The 22,333-nt window shown below is 73.7% G+C and carries 21 protein-coding genes and 1 pseudogene; 10 read left to right on the forward strand and 12 right to left on the reverse strand.

Annotation, left to right across the window (positions count from 1 at the left end; all coding sequences use genetic code 11):
* Positions 1 to 67: 67 nt before the first annotated feature.
* Complete coding sequence (locus ABTZ58_RS04550; protein WP_003991681.1) at positions 68 to 271, reverse strand: cold-shock protein; 204 nt, start codon at positions 269 to 271, stop codon at positions 68 to 70.
* Positions 272 to 623: 352 nt separating this feature from the next.
* Here ABTZ58_RS04550 and ABTZ58_RS04555 point away from each other — a divergent pair, with 352 nt between their 5' ends.
* The 3 genes from ABTZ58_RS04555 to ABTZ58_RS04565 all read left to right on the forward strand — a co-directional run bounded on the left by ABTZ58_RS04555 (position 624) and on the right by ABTZ58_RS04565 (position 4,847).
* Positions 624 to 2,831: an MMPL family transporter gene (locus ABTZ58_RS04555; protein ID WP_351350305.1), complete on the forward strand. Its 2,208-nt coding sequence runs from the start codon at positions 624 to 626 to the stop codon at positions 2,829 to 2,831.
* Positions 2,832 to 2,937: 106 nt separating this feature from the next.
* Positions 2,938 to 4,173 (forward strand): sensor histidine kinase, encoded by a 1,236-nt coding sequence (locus ABTZ58_RS04560; RefSeq protein WP_351350307.1) that lies wholly within the window; start codon positions 2,938 to 2,940, stop codon positions 4,171 to 4,173.
* Positions 4,170 to 4,847 carry a response regulator transcription factor gene (locus ABTZ58_RS04565; protein WP_351350309.1) on the forward strand — a complete coding sequence of 226 codons (678 nt, stop codon included), beginning with the start codon at positions 4,170 to 4,172 and terminating at the stop codon, positions 4,845 to 4,847. Before ABTZ58_RS04560 ends, ABTZ58_RS04565 begins: the two co-directional genes overlap by 4 nt.
* Before the next feature lie 7 nt (positions 4,848 to 4,854).
* Here the strand turns inward: ABTZ58_RS04565 and ABTZ58_RS04570 are convergent, their stop codons facing one another.
* From ABTZ58_RS04570 to ABTZ58_RS04580, 3 genes are all read right to left on the reverse strand, one after another.
* Positions 4,855 to 6,027: a serine hydrolase domain-containing protein gene (locus ABTZ58_RS04570; protein ID WP_351350311.1), complete on the reverse strand. Its 1,173-nt coding sequence runs from the start codon at positions 6,025 to 6,027 to the stop codon at positions 4,855 to 4,857.
* Between the two features lie 104 nt (positions 6,028 to 6,131).
* Positions 6,132 to 6,836: a response regulator gene (locus tag ABTZ58_RS04575; protein ID WP_351350313.1), complete on the reverse strand. Its 705-nt coding sequence runs from the start codon at positions 6,834 to 6,836 to the stop codon at positions 6,132 to 6,134.
* The gene (locus ABTZ58_RS04580) at positions 6,833 to 8,008 is read right to left on the reverse strand and encodes a sensor histidine kinase (RefSeq protein ID WP_502996005.1); all 1,176 of its coding nucleotides are present in this window, start codon (positions 8,006 to 8,008) and stop codon (positions 6,833 to 6,835) included. The genes ABTZ58_RS04575 and ABTZ58_RS04580 overlap by 4 nt, the downstream gene beginning before the upstream one ends.
* 109 nt (positions 8,009 to 8,117) lie before the next feature.
* On the opposite strand from ABTZ58_RS04580, the pseudogene ABTZ58_RS04585 reads away from it, so the two are divergent.
* The 4 genes and pseudogenes from ABTZ58_RS04585 to ABTZ58_RS04600 all read left to right on the forward strand — a co-directional run.
* Positions 8,118 to 8,410, forward strand: a pseudogene (locus ABTZ58_RS04585) (cation:proton antiporter); the annotation flags it as partial.
* 131 nt (positions 8,411 to 8,541) lie between these two features.
* Complete coding sequence (locus tag ABTZ58_RS04590) at positions 8,542 to 8,967, forward strand: hypothetical protein (protein WP_351350315.1); 426 nt, start codon at positions 8,542 to 8,544, stop codon at positions 8,965 to 8,967.
* A gap of 10 nt (positions 8,968 to 8,977) precedes the next feature.
* Entirely contained in the window at positions 8,978 to 9,922 is a 945-nt protein-coding gene (locus ABTZ58_RS04595) for an RNA polymerase sigma-70 factor (RefSeq protein ID WP_351350317.1), read from the forward strand.
* Positions 9,923 to 10,026: 104 nt separating this feature from the next.
* Positions 10,027 to 11,265 carry an NAD(P)/FAD-dependent oxidoreductase gene (locus ABTZ58_RS04600; RefSeq protein ID WP_351350319.1) on the forward strand — a complete coding sequence of 413 codons (1,239 nt, stop codon included), beginning with the start codon at positions 10,027 to 10,029 and terminating at the stop codon, positions 11,263 to 11,265.
* A gap of 64 nt (positions 11,266 to 11,329) precedes the next feature.
* Here ABTZ58_RS04600 and ABTZ58_RS04605 read toward each other — a convergent pair whose 3' ends face one another.
* The 5 genes from ABTZ58_RS04605 to ABTZ58_RS04625 form a co-directional block, all read right to left on the reverse strand.
* Entirely contained in the window at positions 11,330 to 11,995 is a 666-nt protein-coding gene (locus tag ABTZ58_RS04605; RefSeq protein ID WP_351350321.1) for a DUF305 domain-containing protein, read from the reverse strand.
* Positions 11,996 to 12,092: 97 nt separating this feature from the next.
* On the reverse strand, positions 12,093 to 12,518 hold the full coding sequence (locus ABTZ58_RS04610; RefSeq protein WP_351350323.1) for a DUF6153 family protein: 426 nt from the start codon (positions 12,516 to 12,518) through the stop codon (positions 12,093 to 12,095).
* A 73-nt stretch (positions 12,519 to 12,591) separates the two neighbouring features.
* The gene (locus ABTZ58_RS04615) at positions 12,592 to 13,083 is read right to left on the reverse strand and encodes a DUF4396 domain-containing protein (protein ID WP_351350325.1); all 492 of its coding nucleotides are present in this window, start codon (positions 13,081 to 13,083) and stop codon (positions 12,592 to 12,594) included.
* Positions 13,084 to 13,238: 155 nt separating this feature from the next.
* Positions 13,239 to 13,523: a DUF4190 domain-containing protein gene (locus tag ABTZ58_RS04620; RefSeq protein WP_351350327.1), complete on the reverse strand. Its 285-nt coding sequence runs from the start codon at positions 13,521 to 13,523 to the stop codon at positions 13,239 to 13,241.
* Positions 13,524 to 13,655: 132 nt separating this feature from the next.
* Complete coding sequence (locus ABTZ58_RS04625) at positions 13,656 to 16,721, reverse strand: FG-GAP-like repeat-containing protein (protein ID WP_351350329.1); 3,066 nt, start codon at positions 16,719 to 16,721, stop codon at positions 13,656 to 13,658.
* A gap of 323 nt (positions 16,722 to 17,044) precedes the next feature.
* Here ABTZ58_RS04625 and ABTZ58_RS04630 point away from each other — a divergent pair, with 323 nt between their 5' ends.
* Positions 17,045 to 18,376, forward strand: a complete 1,332-nt coding sequence (locus ABTZ58_RS04630) for a phosphatase PAP2 family protein (protein WP_351350331.1) — start codon at positions 17,045 to 17,047, stop codon at positions 18,374 to 18,376.
* Between the two features lie 34 nt (positions 18,377 to 18,410).
* Here the strand turns inward: ABTZ58_RS04630 and ABTZ58_RS04635 are convergent, their stop codons facing one another.
* The gene (locus ABTZ58_RS04635; protein WP_351350333.1) at positions 18,411 to 18,737 is read right to left on the reverse strand and encodes an ATP-binding protein; all 327 of its coding nucleotides are present in this window, start codon (positions 18,735 to 18,737) and stop codon (positions 18,411 to 18,413) included.
* A gap of 635 nt (positions 18,738 to 19,372) precedes the next feature.
* Positions 19,373 to 19,717 carry a hypothetical protein gene (locus ABTZ58_RS04640; RefSeq protein ID WP_351350335.1) on the reverse strand — a complete coding sequence of 115 codons (345 nt, stop codon included), beginning with the start codon at positions 19,715 to 19,717 and terminating at the stop codon, positions 19,373 to 19,375.
* Positions 19,718 to 20,021: 304 nt separating this feature from the next.
* Between ABTZ58_RS04640 and ABTZ58_RS04645 the strand changes: the two genes are divergently transcribed.
* Positions 20,022 to 20,504, forward strand: a complete 483-nt coding sequence (locus ABTZ58_RS04645) for a DUF5994 family protein (RefSeq protein ID WP_351350337.1) — start codon at positions 20,022 to 20,024, stop codon at positions 20,502 to 20,504.
* A 33-nt stretch (positions 20,505 to 20,537) separates the two neighbouring features.
* Here the strand turns inward: ABTZ58_RS04645 and ABTZ58_RS04650 are convergent, their stop codons facing one another.
* A complete protein-coding gene (locus tag ABTZ58_RS04650; protein ID WP_351350339.1) occupies positions 20,538 to 20,933 on the reverse strand; it encodes a DUF5994 family protein in 396 nt (131 codons plus the stop codon).
* A gap of 850 nt (positions 20,934 to 21,783) precedes the next feature.
* On the opposite strand from ABTZ58_RS04650, the gene ABTZ58_RS04655 reads away from it, so the two are divergent.
* The gene (locus tag ABTZ58_RS04655) at positions 21,784 to 22,323 is read left to right on the forward strand and encodes a hypothetical protein (protein WP_351350341.1); all 540 of its coding nucleotides are present in this window, start codon (positions 21,784 to 21,786) and stop codon (positions 22,321 to 22,323) included.
* Positions 22,324 to 22,333: the final 10 nt, after the last annotated feature.

A 22,333-nucleotide genomic window follows, 5' to 3' on the forward strand; every position in this document is an offset into this window, starting at 1 on the left:
AGTGGAAACGAGCCGAGGCCCGCACCGCGAGGGGTGCGGGCCCCGGTCAGGGCAAGACGCGTCGGCGTCAGGCGGGAACGATGTTCTCGGCCTGCGGGCCCTTCTGGCCCTGCGTGACGTCGAAGGTCACCTTCTGGCCTTCCTGGAGCTCACGGAAGCCGGAGGTGGCGATGTTCGAGTAGTGGGCGAACACGTCGGGACCGCCGCCCTCCTGCTCGATGAAGCCGAAGCCCTTTTCCGAGTTGAACCACTTGACGGTGCCGGTAGCCATATGAATCTCCCTTGAGGGGCAGTACTCAGGGCCCGCACCTTGCGGACCCGTAGTCGCTGAAATGATCACCCTGTGGAGAGATCCGAAAATCCTCGGAAACAAAAAAGAGTGCTCGTGTCGACAAAAGGTCGATAGAGCACTCGAAGTCTCTGGGAACCAAAACCGCAACAACAACGACGGTAGCACAGGGGTCGCCGGAAGGCTCGGGAAATCTCGTACCCGGGGTGGAGACGGGCGCCGGCCCTACTGCGTGGCGAGTACTCCGGATTGTCGGCAGCCGCACGACGACGGGACGGCCCGCGGGCGGAGACGCTGGGCGGACGATCGACACCAGATGTGGAGACCTCCTGCCGTGGCAACTTTCCTGTACCGAGTGGGCCGTCTGGCCTTCAGGCGACGCTGGTACGTCGCCCTGGTCTGGGCGGCCGTCCTGGCCGCCGTGGGGCTGGGCGCCCTCAAGGCTCCGGGCGCCGTCGACGAGGAGTTCTCGATGCCCGGCATCGAGTCCCAGAAGGCGTTCGACCTGATGGAGGAGCGCTTCCCCGGGGACACCGCCGACAGCGCCACCGCCCGGGTCGTGTTCATCGCGCCCAGCGGCGAGAAGGTGACCGCCGCCGGGAACAGGGAGGCGATAGAGAAGGCCGTCGGCGGCCTGGGCGACGGGACGCAGGTCGCGGGCGCCGTCGACCCGTTCCGGGCGAAGACGATCAGCAAGGACGGCTCGACCGCCTTCGCGACCGTCACCTACGAGGTCGGCGCGGCCGACCTCACCGACGCCAGCCGCGCCCACCTGGAGCGCACGATCGACCAGGCCCGGGATTCCGGGCTGACCGTCGAGGCCGGCGGCACCGCGCTCGCCGAGGAGGGCGGGCCGGGCGGCGCGGCCGAGGTCATCGGTGTCGCGATCGCCGCGGTCGTGCTGCTCATCACCTTCGGCTCGCTGGCCGCCGCCGGGCTGCCCCTGCTCACGGCCGTCATCGGCGTCGGTGTGAGCATGGCCACGATCCTCGCCCTGTCCAGCGCCCTCGGCCTGTCCACCACCACCGGCACCCTGGCGATGATGCTGGGCCTGGCCGTCGGCATCGACTACGCCCTGTTCGTCGTCTCCCGCTACCGCGAGGAGCGCGCCAGGGGCCGGACGCCGCAGGAGGCGACCGGTCTGGCCGTCGGCACCGCCGGGTCCGCGGTCGTCTTCGCCGGGCTCACCGTCGTCATCGCGCTGGCCGGGCTCGCCGTCGTCGGCATCCCGATGCTCACCAAGATGGGGCTGGCCGCGGCGGGCGCCGTCGTCGTCGCCGTGCTGATCGCGCTGACCCTCGTGCCGGCGTTCCTCGGCTTCTGGCCGAACGCCGTGCTGACCCGCAGGTCCCGCAAGAGCGGCCGCATCGAGGGCAGCAGCGAGACCAACGGCGGCACCCGCTGGGCCCGCTACGTCCTGCGCCGCCCCCTGCCCGTGCTGCTCCTGGGCGTGCTCGGACTCGGCGCCCTGGCCGTGCCGGTGACCGGCCTGCAGCTGGGCATGCCCGGCGACGAGGCCAAGCCGGTCTCCACCACCGAACGCCGCGCCTACGACGCGCTCGCCGAGGGCTTCGGGCCCGGCTCCAACGGGCCGCTCACCATCGTCGTGGACGCCAAGGGCGCCGCCGACCCGAAGGCCGCCGCGGCCACGGTCGCCGAGGAGATCGGCGCCACCGAGGGCGTGGTGTCCGTCTCCCCGGCCCGCTTCAACGACGCCGGTGACACGGCCGTCTTCTCGGTCGTGCCGTCGACGGCGCCGACCGACGAGAGGACCAAGGACCTGGTGACGACCATCCGGGACGAGCGGCCGGGCGTCGAGTCGGACACCGGGGCGAGTTACGAGGTCACCGGCACGACCGCGATGAACATCGACATCGCGGCGAAGGTGCAGGCGGCGCTGGTGCCGTACCTGATCGTGGTGGTCGGCCTGGCGGTGGTGCTGCTGCTGGTGGTCTTCCGGTCGCTGCTCGTCCCGCTGAAGGCGGCCCTCGGCTTCCTGCTGTCGGTGCTGGCCTCCCTCGGCGCGGTCGTCGTGGTCTTCCAGGAGGGGCACGGCGCGGAACTCTTCGGCGTCGAGCAGACCGGCCCGATCATGAGCCTGATGCCGATCTTCCTGGTGGGCATCGTCTTCGGTCTGGCGATGGACTACGAGGTGTTCCTCGTCTCGCGGATGCGGGAGGCCCACGTCCACGGCGAGACGTCCGAGCGGGCGGTCGTGTCCGGCTTCCGGCACAGCGCCCGGGTGGTCGTGGCCGCCGCCCTGATCATGATCGCGGTGTTCGCCGGGTTCATCGGCGAGAGCGACTCCATGATCAAGATGATCGGGTTCGGGCTCGCCACGGCCGTCCTGTTCGACGCGTTCGTCGTCCGGATGGCGATCGTGCCGGCCGTCCTCGCCCTGCTCGGCGACAAGGCCTGGTGGCTGCCGAAGTGGCTGGACCGGCTGCTGCCCCGCGTCGACGTGGAGGGGGAGGCCCTCACCCGGCCGGCGGCCGGGCCCGCCCCGGACGGTGCCCGGGACCTGGAACCGGCGCGCACCTGAGGAGACCCCTCCCAGGGCCGCCCGTGGCCAAGGACACGGGCGGCCACTCGGGCGTCCCCACCCCGCATCGATGACGATGGTGACAGTCCACCGACCGGAGAGCCCCATGACCACCAGCCCGGAGCGGCGCTACGCGGACCGCCTGGAGGAGTTCGCCCACCGCCGCCCCTTCCTCGTCGACCTGGCGACGGCGCTGGCGCTGATGGCCTGCGCGACGTACGGCACCTCCCTGACGCTGCCCAGCGCGAACACGCCGGCCCGGGACACGACCGGAATCGTCCTCATGGGCGTGGGCTGCCTCTTCCTGCTCAAGCACCGCGCCTATCCGCGCACGGTCGTGCTGGTCAACACGGCCTGCACGGTGGCGGCGGTGGCGAAGGGCTACCTGCTCACGCCGCTGCTGCTGGCGCCGATCATGGCGGCGCTGTACTGGCTGGCCACCGTCTCCCCGCGCAAGACCCTCCGCGTCTACGGCCTCGTCACCATGCTGGCGGTGACCGTCGCGGCCGTGTTCGCCGACTCCATGGACCACCTCTCACTGCTGCTGCGCACGATCGGCCCCTTCTTCTGGCTGCTGCTGCCCCTCGCCGCCGGCAACATGACCCGGATGCGGCGCGCCTATCTGCACGCCGTGCAGGCCCGGGCCGAGCACGCCGAGCGGACCCGGGAGGAGGAGGCGCGGCTGCGGGTCACCGAGGAGCGCGTGCGCATCGCCCGGGAACTGCACGACGTGGTGGCCCACCACATGGCGCTGGCCAACGCCCAGGCCGGCACGGCCGCCCACCTCGCCCTCACCGACCCCGAGCAGAGCCGGAAGATCCTCACCGACCTGACCGGCACCACCTCCGCCGCGCTGCGGGAGCTGAAGGCCGCGCTCGGGCTGCTGCGCGAGAACGACGACGCCGACGGGACGGGCCCGCTGGAGCCGTCGCCCGGTCTGGCCCGGCTGCCCGAGCTGGTCTCGGCGTGCGAGTCGGCCGGTCTGGAGGTCGCCGTCAGCACGGAGGGCGAGCCGCAGCCGCTGTCGCCGGGTGTCGACCTCACCGCGTACCGGATCGTGCAGGAGGCCCTCACCAACGTCACCAAGCACGCCGCCGCCGAGGCCGCCCACATCCGGCTCGCCTACACCGGCTCCCGCCTGCTGATCACCGTCACCAACGACGGCCCCAGCGGGGCGGAACCCGCCCAGGGCCGCGGTTTCGGCGTGATGGGCATGCGCGAGCGGGCCCGCTCCATCGGCGGCGACCTGTGCGCCGGACCCCGCCCCCAGGGCGGCTTCGAGGTCACCACCGCCCTGCCGCTGCAGCCCGCCGACCACCTCCCGGAAGGAACCACCGCATGAGCATCAGGGTGCTGCTCGCCGACGACCAGGCCCTGCTGCGGGCCACCTTCCGCATCCTCATCGACTCCTGCGCGGACATGGAGGTCGTCGCCGAGGCCTCCGACGGCAGGGAGGCGGTGGAGCTGACCCGCGCCCACCGCCCCGACATCGTCCTGATGGACATCCGCATGCCCGGCACCGACGGCCTGGCCGCCACCTCCACGCTCTGCGCCGACCCGGAGCTGTCCGCCACCCGGGTGCTGATCCTGACCACGTTCGAGACCGAGGACTACGTCGCCCAGGCCCTGCGCGCCGGGGCCAGCGGCTTCCTCGGCAAGGACGTCACCGCCGACACACTGCTGGCCGGCCTGCGCACGGTGGCCTCCGGCGAGGCGCTGCTGTCGCCGGGGGCCACCCGCTCCCTGATCACCCGTTTCCTCATGGCACCGGCCCCCGGCGCGGATCCGGCGCCGCCGGAGCGCCTGGCCGACCTCACGGTCCGCGAACGCGAGGTGATGGCCCTGGCCGCGGAGGGCCGCTCCAACACCGAGATCGCCGACGACCTCGTGCTCAGCCCGCTGACCGTGCGCACCCACATCCACCGGGCCATGACCAAGCTCGGCGCCCGCGACCGGGCCCAGCTGGTCGTCATCGCCTACCAGACGGGCCTGGTCCGCGCGGCACCCCCGGCGTGAGGCGCCGCTACGGCCTGCCGTAGACGGCCACCATGAGGTGCTCCGCCACCCGGTTCATGTCCCGGCCCTTGGCGTCGGTGGAGTTGACGCTGTAGACGAGGGTGCGCGAGCCGTCGCGCGTGGAGGCCACCGCCGCGTTGTAACCCCAGCGCCCGCCCGTCTTGCCCCACACCTCGCGTCCGCCCAGCACCTTCACGGACAGCCCGGCGGAGTACGCGGCCGGTTCGCCGCTGCCGAGGTCGGTCACCTTCGGCAGGGTGAACATCTCCTCCAGCAGCGGCCCGCGCACGATGTGGCCCCGGAACAGGGCGCGGGTGAACCGTTCGAGGTCCTCGGTGGTGGAGACGAGGTCCCCGGCCGCCCAGGCGTCCGTGCTCGTCCACACGGACACGTCGCGCAGCCCCGTCGTCCCGTCGTCCAGCCGCATCCGCTGGTAGCCGTGGTTGTGCGGTCCGGTGATGCGGGGGTTCCTCCCCGGGGAGTACGTGTCCCGGAGCCCCAGCGGCCGGAGCACCCTGCGGGCGAGCTGGTGCTCGTAGCTGTCGCCGGTGACGCGTTCGACGAGCAGACCGGCGATCGTGTACCCGATGTTGAGGTAGTGCTGCCGCTCGCCCGGCGCGAACTCCGGCTTCTTCGCGGTCGCCGAGCGGACCATGTCCCGCGGGTCGTGGACCCGGAAGCGGTGGGCGTACCACTCCTCGACGGTGGTTCCGGCGACGTCGGGGGCCGGGATGCCGTGCGTGTGGTTCAGCAGCTGCCGGACGGTGACGCCCGCGTACGGCGCCGGGACGAGGTCGGGCAGGTAGGAGCGGGCGGTGCGGTCGAGGTCCAGCCGGCCCTCGGCGGCCAGGTGCAGCACGACGGCCGCGGTGAAGACCTTGGTCACCGACCCGGCGCGGAAACGGGCCGCGGGGTCGGCCGGCCGGCCGGTCCGCAGGTCGTGCACGCCGGAACTGCCGTGCCAGGCACCCTCGGTGCCCCCGACCCGTACGAGGGCGGCGGTCGCGTCGGCGTCGGGGAGACCGGCGAGGGCGGCCTCCAGGGCGGCGTGCGGGATGCCGTGCGGGGACCGCGCGGTGACCGCGGAGGGCGCGGCGTGGGCGGTGTCCGGCAGGACGGACGGCCCGGCGGCCACGCCCACGGCGAGCACGGCGGCGAGCAGTGCGGTAGGGGTCCTCATGGGTCAACTCCGTGATGGTGAGCCGTTGTCGCGTACGGCTTCATCCTTCGCGGCCGCGACGCCCCGCGGATCGCCCGCGCGAGCGGTTCCGGGGCGCCGGCGGCTCACCGGCGCGGGGGAGGAACGGGCCGTTCCGGCTCGCCCGGGCGGGGCTCGCCGGCCGTGATCAGACCCGTCTCGTACGCGCAGATCACGGCGTGGATCCGGTCCCGCAGCCCCAGCTTGGCGAGCACGTTGCCGACGTGCGTCTTCACGGTGTGGTCGCTGACCACCAGTTCGGCGGCGATCTCGGCGTTGGACAGGCCGCGCGCGAGCAGCAGCAGCGTCTGGCGTTCGCGTGCCGTGAGCATTTCCAGCCGGGGGTCGGGCCTGCGGGGCCGGGTGGCGGGCGGCCGGGTGTACTGCTCCACCAGGCGCCGGGCGACGGTGGGCGCGAGCAGCGCGTCGCCCCGGGCGGCGACCCGCACCGCGTGCACCAGGTCGTCGCGCCGGACGTCCTTCAGCAGGAACCCGCCGGCGCCCGCGTGCAGCGCCTCGTAGACGTACTCGTCGGAGTCGAAGGTCGTGAGCATCACCGTGCGGCAGTTACCGGCCGCGCTGATCGCCCGGCAGGCCTCGATGCCGTCCATGCGGGGCATGCGGATGTCGAGCAGCGCCACGTCGGGGGCGTGCCGCCGCACCGCCTCGACGGCCTCGGCCCCGTCGGCCGCCTCCGCGACGACCTCGATGTCCGGCTGCACGTCAAGGATCAGGGCGAAACCGCTGCGCACCAGTTCCTGGTCGTCGGCCACGACCACCCGGATGGTCACCCCGCCGCCTCCGCCGCGGCCGGCGCGAGGGGGAGGCGGACGCGCACGCCGAAGCCCCGGCCGTGCGGGCCGGCCCCGGCGACCGCGGTGCCGCCGTGGGCCGCGGCCCGCTCCCGCATCCCGACGAGCCCGTGCCCGCCGCCGCGCCCCGATCCGGGCCGCGGCCCGCACCCGTCGTCCGTCACGCGGATCTCCAACTCCTCGTCCTGCCAGTCCAGTTCCACCGTCACGGTACGGGCGCCGGCGTGCCGGACGGTGTTGGTCAGGGCTTCCTGGACGATCCGGTACACGGTGGCCCCGACCGCCTCCGGGACCGGGCGGATGCGGCCCGCGGCGCGGTAGCGGGTGTCCAGGCCGCTGTCCCGCACCCGGTCGAGCAGGGCGGGCAGCTGGGCGAGACCGGGCTGCGGGGCGCGCGGGGAGCCGCCGGGTTCGTCGCCGTCGCGCAGCACGCCCAGCATCCGGCGCAGCTGTGCCATGGCGTCACGGCCGGTCGCGGAGATGGCGTCGAAGGCGGCCTCGGCCCGCTCGGGCGCGGCCCGCACCGCCACGGGTCCGGCCTCGGCCTGCACGATCATCAGGCTCACGGCGTGGGAGAGGATGTCATGCATCTCGCGGGCGATCCGGGCCCGTTCACGGGCGGCGGCCCGCTCGGCCTCGACGCGGTGCGCGCGCTGCCGGGCGTCGGTGAGCCGCCCGAAGACGTAGGCGGCGGCGAACACGAACCAGGAGAAGGTCAGTTCGCGTGCCGACCGGGTGTTGAGCCACACCCCCGCCGGTACGGCGACGAGCAGCAGCACCCCGGTGAGGAGCCGCCGCGGCGCGGGCGACAGGGCGGCGATGGTGTAGACGGCCACCAGTCCGGTGTACGGCAGGGGCTGCCCGGGCCCGTCCAGGGTCAGCCGGTACAGCGCGTTCGCGGCCAGCACCGCGAACAGCACGGCGAGCGGGGCGCGCCGCCGCCAGACCAGGGGCAGGACGGTGAGGGTGCTCAGCCCGTACGCCCCCCAGGTCGCCGGTGGCAGCGCGGGGTCGCGCGGCACCAGGAACGGCATCGTCATGGCGCCCTGCACGAGCAGCGCGATCCCGAGATCGACCAGTAGCGGCCGGGCGGCGGCGCGTTCCCGCCCCCGGTCCCATGCGTCGCGCACCCTGCCGCGTATGCCCGTCACCCCGTACGCCCCCGTCCCGTTCCGTCCCGTCCCGTCCCGTCCCCTGCCGTGCCGGCTGTCGGCTGCCGGACACGGTAACGGGGGGGTGTGGCGGCAGAACGCGTTCGCGAGGATCGCCACCGGATACCGGGCCGCCCGCCGCGCCGGGATCTCGCCGCGGGGCCGCCGGCGCGCGGGCGGCACCCTGGTCGGCGCGGCGAGTTCTCCCTCGTCGTCGCCGGGCTCAACGCCGGCGCAGAACCGCGGGTCGGCCCACCGGCCACCGCCCGCGTCCCGGTCCTGGTCGTCGTCGGCCCGCTCGCGGCCCGCTGGACCGAGCCCCCCGCCCGGCGCCTGGACCACCGCACCGTCTCCGCACTCGCGGCGGAGAGCCTCAAGAGCGCGCCACCCGAGGGAAGTTGAGGCGCCAGGACGCCACACGCCGGGAACGGCCGGAAGGCGCCCGGGCAAAGACGCCATATACCCCGACCGTGCCCGGCGCACCACACGCGGGGGCACAATCGCTGTGCAGGACAGCGGAAGGAACCGCCGGCATGATCGAGTGGATGCCCCTGAGGACCGGGGTCAGGCCCGTCCCCCAGCCCGTGGCGACGCCGTTGGTCTGGGCCGGGGCCTTCGGCGGCGCGCTGGTGCTCGTGGCGCTCCTCAACGGCCTGGTCGGGCCCGGCCGGCCCGCACTGGCCCTGGCCGCGCTGTCGTTGCTCGCCGCCGTGCTGGGGCTGTGCGCCCGCTTCACGGCGGCCCCCGGCACGGCCGTCCTGTGCTGGCTGTTCCTCAACGCGTTCGGCATCCCGCCCATGGGCACCCTCACCTGGGCGGGCCACCGCGACACCACCTGGCTCGGCTGTCTGCTCGCCGCCACCCTCGCCGGCACGGCCCTGTCCCGTGTCGCCCACGCCCGCGCCGCCTACCACCGTCTGGCGCCGGGCGGCACCCGGCCCGGCCGCCACGGGCGTTAGGATCCGGGCCATGCCCCTGACCGTGGAGGACGTGGACCGGTTCGAAGCCTTCAGGCCGCGCCTGGAGGCCATGGCCTACCGGCTCCTCGGTTCGGCGAGCGAGGCCGAGGACGTCGTGCAGGAGACGTTCCTGCGGTGGCAGGCCGCCGACGTCGAGCGCGTCGAGGTGCCCGAGGCCTGGCTGACGAAGGTGCTCACCAACCTGTGCCTCAACCAGCTCACCTCCGCCCGCGCACGCCGCGAGACCTACGTGGGCCAGTGGCTGCCCGAGCCGCTGCTCGCCGGTGACCCGATGCTCGGCCCGGCCGACACCGCCGAACAGCGCGACTCGGTCTCGTACGCCGTCCTCACCCTGCTGGAGCGCCTGACCCCCAACGAGCGGGCGGTGTACGTGCTGCGCGAGGCCTTCGGTTACGCGCACCGGGAGATCGCCGGGATCCTCGACGTCACCGAGGCCGCCAGCCAGCAGATCTTCCACCGCGCCAAGCGGCACGTCGCCGCGGGCAAGGCCCGCGCGGAGGTCGACGAGGCCACCGCGCGGCGGGTCATCGACGAGTTCCTCGCCGCCGCCACCAGCGGCCGGACCGAACCGCTCGTACGGCTGCTCACCGAGGACGCCGTGGCGATCGGCGACGGCGGCGGCAAGGTCCCGGCCCGCGCCCGGGCGTTCGAGGGCGCCCTCGCGGTCGCGAAGTTCCTGCGCGGCATGTTCAGGCCGGGCAAGGCCCAGCGCGCCCTGGCCGGCGGCTCGGTCGAGATGTACGCCACCACCGTCAACGGCGGGCCCGCCCTCCTGGCGGTCGTCGACGGCCGGGTCTTCGGCATCACCACCCTGGAGATCACCGCCGACGGCATCGCCGCGCTCCGCAGCCAGGTCAACCCCGACAAGCTGGAGCGCGCGACCCGGCAGTGGGCGGCCTCCGACCACGGAGAACCACTGGTCACGCTCTTCTGACCCGCCCCTCTCCCCGATGTGAGCTGCTTCACACCGCACTCCTGTCAGGAAACGGCGGACCACCCGGTTCAAGGGGTGAATCCGCGAACGACAGGAGCCAGGAAATGCAGCACCGCATCATCGTCCTCGGCGCCGGATACACCGGCGCCGTCGCCGCCGGCCGCCTCGCCAGGCGCCTGCACCGCGACGACGTCGCCATCACCCTCGTCAACGCCGAGCCCGACTTCGTCGAGCGCGTCCGGATGCACCAGCTCGCCGTCGGCCAGGACCTGACGCCCCGGCCCTTCGGCGAGATGTTCCGGGGCACCGGCGTCGCCCTGAAGCTCGCACGGGTCACCGCCGTCGACGTCGACCGCAGGACCGTCACCGTCACCGCCCCGCACGACTCCGGCACGCCGGGACAGGGGGAGCCCGGGGACGCGGAGCCGTCGCACGAGGAACTGGAGTACGACACCCTCGTGTACGCGCTCGGCAGCGGCTGGAACGTGCACGGCGTGCCCGGCGTCGCCGAGCACGCCCACGAGATCGCCGGCCGCCCCGGAGCGCTCCGGCTGCGCGAGCGCCTGGCCCGCCTCGACGCCGGACAGCCCGTCGTCGTGGTCGGCGGCGGCCTCACCGGCCTGGAGGCCGCGACCGAGATCGCGGAGGCCCGCCCGGACCTCGACGTCGCCCTCGTCACCGGCGGCGTCCTCGGTGACTGGCTGTCGCCCCGGGGCCGCCGGCACCTGCGGAAGGTGACCGACCGGCTCGGCATCACCGTGCACGAGCACACCGAGGTCACCTCCGTCGCGGCCGACCACGTCACCACCGCCGACGGCGGCTCCGTGCCCGCCGCGATCACCGTGTGGACGACGGGCTTCGCCGTCCACCCGATCGCCCGGGCCACCGCCCTCAAGGTCACCGACACCGGCCGGATCGTCGTCGACCGGACCATGCGCTCGGTCTCGCACCCGGACGTGTACGCCGTCGGCGACGCGGCCCTCGCGACGGGCCCCGGTGGGAAGCCGCTGCGCATGTCGTGCGCCTCGGGCGTGCCCATGGCCTGGCAGGCCGCTGACGCCATCGCGGCCCGCCTGACCGGCGGAAAGCTCCCGAACGTGTCGATCAGGTACTTCAACCAGTGCGTCTCGCTGGGCCGCCGGGACGGCCTGATCCAGTACGTCACCGCCGACGACCGGGCCGTCGACGCGGCCCTGACCGGCCGGTTCGCCGCCCTCTACAAGGAACTGGTCTGCAAGGGCGCGGCCTGGGGCGTCACCCACCCGGTCATCGGGCCGGCCCGCCGCCGGCGGGTCGTGGCCGGAGCCGGTGCGGCGAACCCGTCGGTCGAGGCGGCGGCCTGAGGGGCGGGACGAGGCCGGGCCCCGGGGCGGGTGCCCCGGGGCCCGGCCGCCGCTTCACCGCCGGTCAGAGCCGGTCGAGGATGCCCTGGAGCTGCTCGACCTCGGCGGACTGGCTCTTGACGATGGCCGCCGCCGTCTTCCGGGCGTCGGCGTTGTGGCCGTCGCGCCGCTCGTCCTCGGCCATGGTGATCGCGCCCTTGTGGTGGTCGATCATCATCCGGGCGAAGGCCTTGTCGAACTCCTCGCCCCGCATGGCCTTGAGCCCGCTCATGTCGGCCGCGCTCATCATGCCGTCGCCGTCGTGACCGCCGTGGTCCATGCCGGACGCCGACGGCGCGGCGGTGGGCTTGTTCCAGGCCGTGAGCCAGCCCTTCATCGTCTTGATCTCGGGGCCCTGGGCCTGCTCGATCTTCCGGGCGAGATCCTTGATCCCGGCGTCGGAGGCCCGGCCGTCGGCCAGCCGGGACATCTCCAGGGCCTGCTCGTGGTGCGGGATCATCATCTGCGCGAACATCACGTCGGCGTCGTTGAACTCACCGGCGGGGGCGCTGGAGGGGGCACCCGATCCGGCGTCGGCCGAGGCCGACGGGCCGGTGCCGCCGTGGTGCGTTCCGCTGGTGTCGTCGCCGCTGCCGCAGGCGGACAGCAGCAGGGCCGCGGCCGCGAGGGCGCTCGCCGCCGCGGTACGCCGGGCGGGGGTGCGGCGCAGGGCGCGCGTGAAGGCGTTCATGGTGCTCTTTCACCTCGGTGGTTCGGTCTTCGGGCTGTTTTCGGGTGTGCGAGACGGCGGGACCGCGCGAGGAGCGCGCCCGCAGAGGTGTCTCGGCCTACAGCCGAAGGACCGACAACCGGGTGAGATCGGGACCGCGGGGCGGCGGGGGGCCGGGGCGCCACGCCGCGAGGGCCCGGGCGCGCAGCCGCGTCCGCCCGTCGGGATCGCGGGCCAGCGCCGACCGGGCGAGCGCGGTGAGCACCCATGCGGCGAGCAGGACCGCCACGCACAGGGAGGTCATGTCCCCGGTGCCGACGGGCAGGTCGGTGGAGGCCGGATGATCCGCGGGAGCGGCGTGCGGTGAGTCCTCGGAGCTGTGGGCGGCGGGCTGCTCGCGCACCGTCGCGTGCCCCGTACCGGAGCCGTGTGCCTCGGTGGGGTGGCCCACGGTGTGCATGACGAAGACCCCGAACGCGAGCACCACGACGAGCAGCAGGTGCCCGAGGGCGCCTGATGTTCGTACGTACCGGCTCACGGCCACGGTGACTGGACCTCCGTCGTGGGCGACAGGGGCAATATACCCCCGGCCCGTATCCCGGGAAGCCCGGGACTCGTCAGTGGTGGGCGTGCACCACGGCGTGCCCCTTGCCCCGCCCGATCATCCACTTGTTGACGGGCGTGGTGACCAGGAAGGCGACCGCGAACCCGCCGAGCAGGGCCGACCAGAACAGCCCGTCGGACAGATGCGCGTCCATCGCGCCGGGAGTCAGGGCGATGATCGCGTTGTCGACGAACTCCATGACGGCGATCGAGACCGTGTCGGCGGCCAGGGCCACCTTGATCGCGGCCTTCAGGCTCAGCCCGGCCCGCACCACCGCGAACAGCGTGAACGAGTAGCCGAACAGGAAGGCCAGCGTGATCGCCAGCGCCATGGTGGGCACGTTGCCCCAGAGCAGCGCGGTCCCGATGACCATGCCGAGGATCTCGCCGATGGCGCAGCCGGTCAGGCAGTGCAGCGTCGCCTTGACCGCCGTACCCCAGGAGGCGCCCGCACGGGCGTCGTGGGGGGACGCGTGATGTGCCGAGTCGTGTGTGGAGTGGTCCATGGCCCCAATGTATACCCCCAGGGGGTACCTTGCCACCCTGCGGGGAGGGCGAGGACAGAAGGGAAGGGCGGACAGCACAGCGGGTGGGCACCGGCCCTGACCTGCCGGTGTCCACCCGCACGCGCTTCTCGCGCCGTCGTCCGCCCGGGCGGACGCTAGCCGCCCACGTACCAGCTGAAGCCGCCGTTGCTGGAGGCGACCGCCAGCATCACGAGCCACAGCACCACGGCGACCACGCCGAGGATGATGCCGGCCTTGGCCATCCCGGCACCGTTCCCGGCCGCCTGACGGCGTGCGACGACACCGAAGACGATGGCCAGCGGGCCGAGGATGATGTTCAGGATGAACAGCCCGACGATGCCGCAGCACAGGCTCGCGATCGCCAGACCGTTGGTGCGCGATCCGGAGGACGCGGCAGGGGAACTGCCGTAACTCGTCATGGGAGACTCCCAGTTGTCGATGACACGAACCGAACGAGCCGTCCGTACCCTCACGTTCGGCTCGATTGTCCGAATGCCCCCTTGTCGCGTTCCCATGTCACCCGGTGCGGGAGGCCGGGGCGATGACTGCCGTCAGAACAGCCCCTTGTACCCCTGCCACCCGGTCGCGATCTTCGTGCGGCCGCCGAAGGAGCCCTTGCCGTTGCCGTTGTTGCGCCAGGCGTTGCCCGAGGAGTCGCGGGAGACCAGGTCGGCCCGGCCGTCGCCGGTGAGGTCGCCGACGCCCACGACCGTGTCGTAGGAAGCGCCCCAGTCGTCGAACACCTTCACCCGGGCCTTGAAACCGCCCGCGCCCGTGCCGTCGTAGCGCCACAGCTCGTTCGACCTGTCCTGCGCGAGCAGGTCGCCGTGGCCGTCGCCGTTGAGGTCGCCGGCGCTCAGGACCTTCCTGTAGCCCGTCCACTTGGACGCGATCTTCACCCGCGTGGCGAGCTTCCCCGTGCTCGTCGCCTTGTAGAGGTAGACGTCCCCGGTCGTGGCCTGGCGGGCGATCAGGTCCGCGCGCCCGTCACCGCTGACGTCACCCGGCGAGGTCAGCACGTCGTACTGGGTCCAGCCGGACGTGCCCAGCGAGGTGTACGCGGTCGACGGGGTCACCGCCTTGCCGCACCCCGGCCGGTAGGCGCGCAGCGCCCCGCTGCCGAACCGCACCAGCACGTCGTTGCACCGGTCCCCGTTCAGGTCGCCGAACGGCACCGCCTTCACGGTCGTCGGCCACCCCGAGCCCGTCGTCTTCCCGGTGAACACCCCGGTCCCGGTGCCGTACTGGTACGTCAGCCCGCCCGAGCCGTTGAGCGTCAGCAGTTCGCCGAAGCCGTCCGACCCGGTGAAGTCGCGCCACGCCGGCGCCGCGCCGGTGACCTTGACCGTGCCCGTCCTGGTCAGCGCCGCGCCCTGCCCGTCGGCCGGGGTGACGGTCAGCGTCCAGGTGTAGGCACCGTTGGGCACCAGCCGTCCGGCGCCGTCCTTGCCGTTCCACGCCGGTGCCACCACACCGCGCGCCTGACCGCCCGAGAGGGTGCGCACGGCCGCCCCGGTGGCCTTGCCGGCGATCACCAGCTTCCAGGAGGCCGCCGGCTTGTTCAGCCACCACTTCGGGCCCCACTGCGCCGCACCGCCCTTGACGTCCACCGAGGCGGCGACGGTGGCGTCCCGCTGCACGAGGGGCGAGACGGGGACGCCGCTGGGGGTCAGGCGGATGGAATTATCGGAGCGGAGCTGCGCGATCACACCGGTGTAGGGGTCGACGTCCCAGGAGTGGAGGGCGTTGCCCTCGAACGCCCCGGCGGTGCGCGTCACCGGCGTCCCGCCGCGCACGTCGATCACCTTGAGCTGCCCTTCGTCGGACAACGCGACGAAGCCGTCACCGAGCTGCGCCTGTCCCCAGACGTCGCCGGAGACGAGCGTCGTCTTCTGCTTCGTGACCGTGTCGTACACGCCCAGGCCCTCCGAGTTGAGCACGCAGTGCCACAGCAGCAGGTGACCGACCGCCTGGAAGTTCTCCAGCAGGCACCCGCGCCCGAACGACACCGGCTCGCCCTCGCGCCCGGTCAGCAGGTCGACCGGGATCACGGCGTTGCTGCCGTACGACAGCCACGCCGTGGTGCCCCACAGCGCCTCCACCCGCTCCGTCGTCGTGTACACCGTGCGCCCGGAGTCGAGGTCGACGACCCGCGTCTGCCCCGCTTCGGCGCTGTCGTGGGAACCGGTCAGCGCGGCGAAACGGCCACTGGCGGCGGTCACCGGCTCGTACCTGCGGGAGCTGTCGATCCGGGTGCCGGGCAGCGACTGGGCGGGCCCGAGGAGGCGGGGCTGCGCGGCGGTGTCCTCGCCGTAGCCGGAGACGATCGTGCGGCCGTCACCGGTGTCGGCCAGGCGCGGGCCGGCATCGCCGTAGGGCACCAGGTCGAGGCGGCCGCGCTTGGTGCGCGTGCCCGCCGTGGGGGAGCCGGTCACGCCGGTCTCCCGGGTGTGCAGATACGTCCACTCCCCGGCGGGGTCCTCCTCCACGGTGGTCAGCAGGCCCTGGGCGTAGGTCAGCCGGGAGACCGTGTGGGCGGCCCGCCGCGGGTTCGCGTCCGCGACCCGGCGCACGGTGACCCCGCCGCCCGCCGCCGCCTCGACGAGGGAGACGCCCCAGTGGTCCGGGTCCGTGCCGCCCGGCAGCAGCAGCCCGCCGTCCGGGGTCGGCATGGCCTGCCGCGACGTCCGGGCCAGGATCGTCCGGGGCGCCGAGCCGTCGAGCGGGACGGCGTCGGCCCGCCAGACCGGGAGGTGAGTGCTGCTGCGGCCGAAGGACGCGTCGTACCGGGACACGATGACGGAGTCGCCGACCAGGCCCAGCACCTGCCCGACGTCGGCGAGCGGCATGGTCCGCGGAGTGGCGGTCAGGTTCTCGCGCGGGACGGTGAACAGGGTGCCGTTGTGCCACCACACCAGGTGGGTGGCGCTGAGCGAGACGAGGGAGTACCACGCCTTCACCTCGTACGGCAGCGTCGTCAGCCGCCCCTGCGCGACGTCGAGCCAGCCGGTGAACTCGTCGTCGCCGGTGCGGTACCGCACGATCTGCCCGTGCGCGTCGCCCAGCGACGAGTGCCACAGGTGGCTGCCGGAGGGCAGGCCCGTCACCGTGCGGTCGGCGACCGAGCCGTCGTCCCGCGGGTCCAGCAGATGCAGCACCGTGCTCGTGCCCGCGGTCCCCGTGGTCGTCACGACCGTCGACCCGAGGGTGCTGAAGTACGTGTGCCCGTCGGGCAGGGCGACCTCGCGGACCTCGCCGGAGGTCATGTCGCGCAGCGTGACGGTCCTGGCCGTCTGGTCGTAGCGGGCGACGACGTCCGTGCCCGCGCCGGACGCCGTGGTGCCGTACGAGTCCCAGCCGGACGGGTCGACGACCGTGTCGGCGCCGTCGTAGCTCGTCCAGAGGTGACCGCGTCCCTGCTCGTAGCGCAGGAACCCGGAGGGTCCCGCGCTCAGCAGGCTGGTCCAGGGGACGGCGGCCGTGGTGGCCGGCACGATCACCTCTGCGGCTACCGTCTCGCCGTGCGCGCTCCCGGCGGTCAGCGAGCCGAGACCGACGGCGAGCGTGAGGGAAACGGTGACGGCGGTGGCGCCTCGAACGAGCGCGCGTCTGCCCATGCAGGACCTCTTTGGGGATGTAGGCATGGCGGGGGCAGGCGTGTGCGCGCGCCGTCGCGCCGCAGGTCATGCGCCTGCGCCGCCGGCGTTTCGGACACCCCCCCAGGTGAGTGGCCGGATCGTAGCAGTTGTTCGGTTCATGATCGACTGCGGAAGCCGCGTGCTGTCGCCGCGAGCTGTCCTCGTCGCGCCGTCGCGGCCGTTCCCGCCGTTCCCGCCGTTCCGGCCACTCGTCGGCGGCCCTCCGATAACATGTTCGATCTCATCAAACGATCAAAAACTGGAGCATCGCGGGTGTCTTCGCGGATGAGCGGATGAGCGGCATGAGTGCGTGGATCGCGTGGCGCCACGGGCGCGCGGTGCTGTGGACCGCGGCGGGTGTGGTGGTGTGCGGATTCCTCGTCGCCCTGGAGGCCGCCGCCCGCCACTACGGCGAACCGGGCCCGATCACCAACCAGCTGCAGGCCCTGGTCCTCGCCCCCAAGTCGGGCCCGCTCTACGGCGGTCTGGCGCTGATGATGGTGGTGCTGACCTGGCGGCAGCGGTTCCTCGCGGCCGGCGCGGCGCTCGGCATCGACACCTTCCTGGCGCTCGTCCGCTGGGCGGCCGGTGCCGAGATACCCGAAGGCGTCTCCTTCGGCACGGGCGCGCTGTGGGTGATGCTGGGCACCGCCGTCATCGCCCTCACCCGCCGCACCGGCCCCGAACGCGTCCTGCTCCTCAAGGGCGTCGGCCTGGGCCTGCTGCTGGTGGCCGCCCGCAAGATCGGCGACACCTGGCTGTTCATCACGTCGAAGACCCGCCCGACCGTCCTCGACCAGTACGTGGCCACCGCCGACCACGCCCTGGGCGACCCGTCGTGGCTGGTGGGCCGGCTGCTCGGCGCCACCGCCCCCGTGGGGCCGCACCTCCTGCAGCTCGTCTACGCGCAACTGGCCGTGGCCGCGGTCGTCGTCGCCTGCCACCAGCTGCGCAACGTCGTCACCGAGCGCCGCTTCCCGCGCCACCACCTGGTCCGCACGTTCCTGCTGATCGGACTCCTCGGCCCGGGCGTCTACATGATCTTCCCGGTCGTCGGCCCGGTCTTCGCCTACGGCCCGGGCGCCTCCGGCACCGGCGGCGTGGAATGGGCGGTGGCCGACCTGTGGCCCCACACCCTGCCGCCGGTCACCACCCCGCTCCCCATGACCTACGACGGGATCACCCCGCGCAACTGCATGCCCAGCCTGCACACGGCCTGGGCCCTCGCCATCTACATCCACACCCGCAGGGCCCCCCGGCTCCTCCGCTACGCGGGCACGTTCTGGCTGGCCGCGACCCTCACCGCGACCCTGGGCTTCGGCTACCACTACGGCGTGGACCTCATCGCCGGCGTGGTCTTCGCCCTCACGGTCGAGGGGGCCCTGCGCGCCGCCGACCGGGGCTGGGACCGCTCCGGCATCCAGCTGGTCGCCTACGGCACGACGATCTTCCTCGCGCTCCTCCTCTCGTACCGCTACCTGCCGATGGAGATGGCCCGGTACCCGGAGATGTCCGGCCCGCTCCTCATCCTGGCGATGACGTCGGTGATCTACGGCTACATACGGACGACGAAACGCTGGGACCCGGCCCCCGCCCCCGCCCACCGTCCGGAACCCCAGCCGGAACCGGTCTGAACGCCGCCGGGGCGCCGTGCGACGCCCGGACCGGTCACAGGGCCAGCACCGCGCGCACTCTGTTGCCGCCCCCGGCGACCCGGGCGATGTCGAGGCGCTGTGCCAGGCACCGCACCATGGCGAGGCCCCGCCCGCTCTCGCTCCACGTCGTCAGCGGCCGTACGTCGGGCCGCCCGGGGCTGCCGTCGTAGACCTCGACGGTCACCTGGGTCTCGGACACGTGCAGGCACAGGCGGCAACTGCCCCCGTGCCGCGTGGCGTTGGTGACCAGCTCCGAGACGATGAGGGCCGCGTCACCGATGTGCTCGGCGTCGAGTCCCCCCGCCCGCAGAGCCGGCCGGGCCAGGAACTGTGCGGTCAACGTCCTTGCCCTGCGCGCCGACTGGGCCTCGTCCGGCAGGTGGTACTCGACTCGTGCGGAACGCCGATGGGTACGCCGATGCGTACGCATGGCGGATCACTTCCCCTCCTGGGTCACCCGACCACCCTGGCCGTGACCGCTCGCCCGGCCGCGGAACGTCCTGTCCGGCCGGGCCTGCCCCCTCGTGATGCCCCGGGCCTGTGATCGCCAACCGGAAACGGGTGAGGCGGAGTCCGGGCCACTTCCGCCGAAGGGTTCTCACCCATAGCAAGCGCACCTGGTCTCGCGGCTGTCCGCCGTGCACGGGTTCCGGTCGGAACGCACGCCGTCCGGCAGCCCGAGGGCTGTCCGCGCCCGAGCCCGGGCAAGGACCGATGCGCAACGTTCGCGAGCAGCAGGTCTCGTCGCCCGTCGCGGGCGGCTCCCGTGCTCGCCTCCTCCCGCTTCCCCTCGTCGTGGGACCGGCACGGTCACCTCCCGTGTGCCGTCGCACGGTCCGCTGCGGGGCTCACGGCTCCCGATCGCGCACCCGAGCAGGGGGAGCCGGCCGCGCGGGGAGCCTCGGACGGCCGCCGTCACGCATCGGACGAGCGGCGGCGGCCGTCGGAAGGCGCGCGGCCGCGGCACCGCGCCGCTCATGTGCGCAGCAGCCGCCCGGTGATCTCCCGGTACTCCCGCAGGGCGACCCGGAGTTCGGCGGACCGGGTCTCGGTGTCCTGGTCCTGCCACACCGCGCGCAGGACGCGCCGCCGTTCCGCCAGGGCGTCGACCAGCGCCGCGGTCGCTTCGTCGAAAGCGCTCTCGGCCTCCGCCAGGGCCTCGCCGGGGGCGTCCGCGAAGGTGTTGACGGCATGTCCGAGGCGCTGGGCGATCCTGTCCCGTTCGCCGGGCGGGAGCAGCAGCTCCGGTCCCTGGGCGCGGCGTCCGGCGGGGCCCGGGGTCCGGTCGGCGGGTTGCTGGGCGCGTGTCTGGTCGTACATCGTCGTGTGCACCGTTTCGTCGAGATGGGGGTCGCCGCCCGAAGACGCCCTCGGTCTTCTCGGCGGCCCTGCTTCGGGCTGCCGGAGACCCGGCCGGCCCTGCCCTTCACGGCCCTGCGCCCTGCTGCCAGTCAACGTCCGGCGATGATCCGTGTCAACGTGGCACCGCCCCGGTCCGGACGCCGGCCGCCGGGCTCCGTCGGATGCCCGTTCCACCCGCCACGCGGAGTAGCGTGGTGAGGGCACCCTCCGATCCCCTCCAGGCTCCCCGGACACGCCGAACCTCGAAGACGGGCGGCTCATCATGGTCGACTCCGACACACCCCCTGGAACGCGCCCCGAGCCGAGTTCCGGTCTCACCGGCGTGCGGCCGGGGAGCGCACTGCTCCGGCTGGAGACGACCGAGTCGCGCGAGGGCGTCCTCGACGGGGCGTGGTGGCCGCGGTCCCGGGACATCGGTGCCGAGCTGCCCGCCCTGGTCAAGGCCCTCACCGCACACCTCGGTCCCGTCGTCCGCGTGGGGCTGGACGCCGCGGCCTGGGAAGGGCTCCCGACGCGGATCGTCGTCGACGAGGCTGTGGTGCACATCGACTCGTTCGCGGTCGGTGACGACACCGTCCTGATCACCAGGGCGGACGAGGACATCCTCTCGTTGCTGGTGGTCCCGCCGGACGCGACACCCGAGACCGCGCACGCCGCCATGGCCCAGGCGGTCAGGAGCGGCAACCTCACCGGGGCGGAACAGATCCTCATCGACACCGGGGGATCCGGGAGCGCGGCCCTGTGAGGGGCGCCCGCACCGCCACCGGCGAGTCCACCCTCAGGCGCGGGCGCTCAGCGCGGTGGTCATGAGCGGCTCGGCGTCCTCCTCGGCGGTGTCGGGCGGCACGACCAGAAGGTCCCAGCGGCCGTGGCCGGGGGAGAGCAGGATGATGGTGCCCGGGGCACGCCGTGCCGCGACCTGGCGCAGGCGCACGACCTTGTCGCACACGAGCATCCGGTCCGGTGCCGCCGACCAGGCCGCCCCGTTCACCGTGACGCCGGCGATGTGACCCCAGGCGCGCGGCAGCCCGGCGAGCAGCTGCGGCAGCTCCGCCGGCAGGTCGTAGGAGCGGGGCCACCACACACCGTCGAGCCGGCGCGGCAGCGGACTGTCGGGCGCGAGGCGCAGGCGGAGGTGAGGGCCGGTGGGCGGTGATGGTGCTGTGGTGGTCACGACGAGTCCTTCGGGCCGGTGAGGCGTCTGGTTCGGGCCGGGCGCGGCGGTCCCCGGCCGCTGAGCCGGTCGACGGGTACGGGGCATGCAGCGGGGCCGGGCCGGGCGGTGGTGGTGCGGTCGCGCCGGCCGGTCAGCCGGCCGGACGCACGGGCTCGCCGCGCCAGGGGGAGACGGCCCCGGTGGTGAAGAACAGCAGAACGGTTCTGCGCGGGTCGGGTTCCGGCCGCGGGCCGGCGGCACGAAGGTCCCGCCCGGCGCCGGTCGCCCCGCCAGGGCGGGGGCGGGAGGGCCGAGGAGGACGGGCGGGGCGGGAGGACACCGGCGCCGAGGGGCGCGGCGGGGGAACGCTGACGGGCTGGGGGGCCGAGGGCATCGTGCCGACCTGTCTCGGGAGGCCTCGCGGTGCGGCGGGCCTGCCGGCGAGTGTGTCGCACCGAGAACGAGACCGGCGCGGAAGCCGGTGTGCGACATGCCCTCAGTACGTCCACCGTACTCCGTTGCCCCGTACGGCCCCGGCCGGCGGCAGCGAAGGCCCGCCCCGCCCCACGGTTCCGGGTCCCGTCCGCCCCCGCCGCCCGCCGCGGGGCCTGCGCGGCCGGGAGTACGGTGGAGGCACCGGGAGCTCCTTCGCACCGGCTCCGACACCGGTGCCGCCCTCGGTGACCGACGACACCGGGCCGGGTCCGCCCGCGCCCGGGGCAGGGCTGGTCCCATGACCGTGAACGTCCCGGTTCCGCCGGCCACCACCGAACTCCCCGGGCGACCGCACCGGCCCGGTACACCGAAGCAGCGTCGGCCGGGGCCGGAGCGAGGCTCGTCGCCCCGCGCGGGCGAACGGGTCCGTGAGTTGACCCGAGGTCAGATCGAGGACCGGTCGGGAGAGCTGGGCGACCTGTACGCGCAGACCTCGGGCGGCGGCCCCTGGGCGTGGAACCAGGCCCGCAGCGCCTTCCTGCGACGGCTGGCGGCGGACCTGCGGCGCCCGGGATTCGAGCTGGTGATCGCGGAGTCCACGGAACTGACCGGCTGTGCCTACGGCTTCCCCGTGCGCGGCGACGGACCCTGGTGGGAGGGGTTCGACGGGCACCTGCCGGAGAGCCTGCTCCGCACCGCCGCCTCCGGACGCCTCTTCGTCGTCTCCGTGATACTCGTTCCGCCTCGCGTGCGCAGAGAGAACCAGGGCCGCCCCTGGAACCTCGCCCGGCGCCTGCAGCAGCGGCTGCTCACCGACCACGGTGCCGCGCTCGGTGTCATGCTGGTGAGCCGCTCCGACAGCAGGGCCACCGAGGCGCTGCGGTCCTGGGGGTGGCGGTGCGTCGAAGGCGACACGCCTCGGCCGTACGCGTTCGCGCGCAGCCCGTTCCGCGTCCTGCTCCTCCGAGCCTGAGCGCCCGCCG

This window comes from Streptomyces sp. NPDC094143 (assembly GCF_040303825.1).
Taxonomy (GTDB): Bacteria; Actinomycetota; Actinomycetes; order Streptomycetales; family Streptomycetaceae; genus Streptomyces.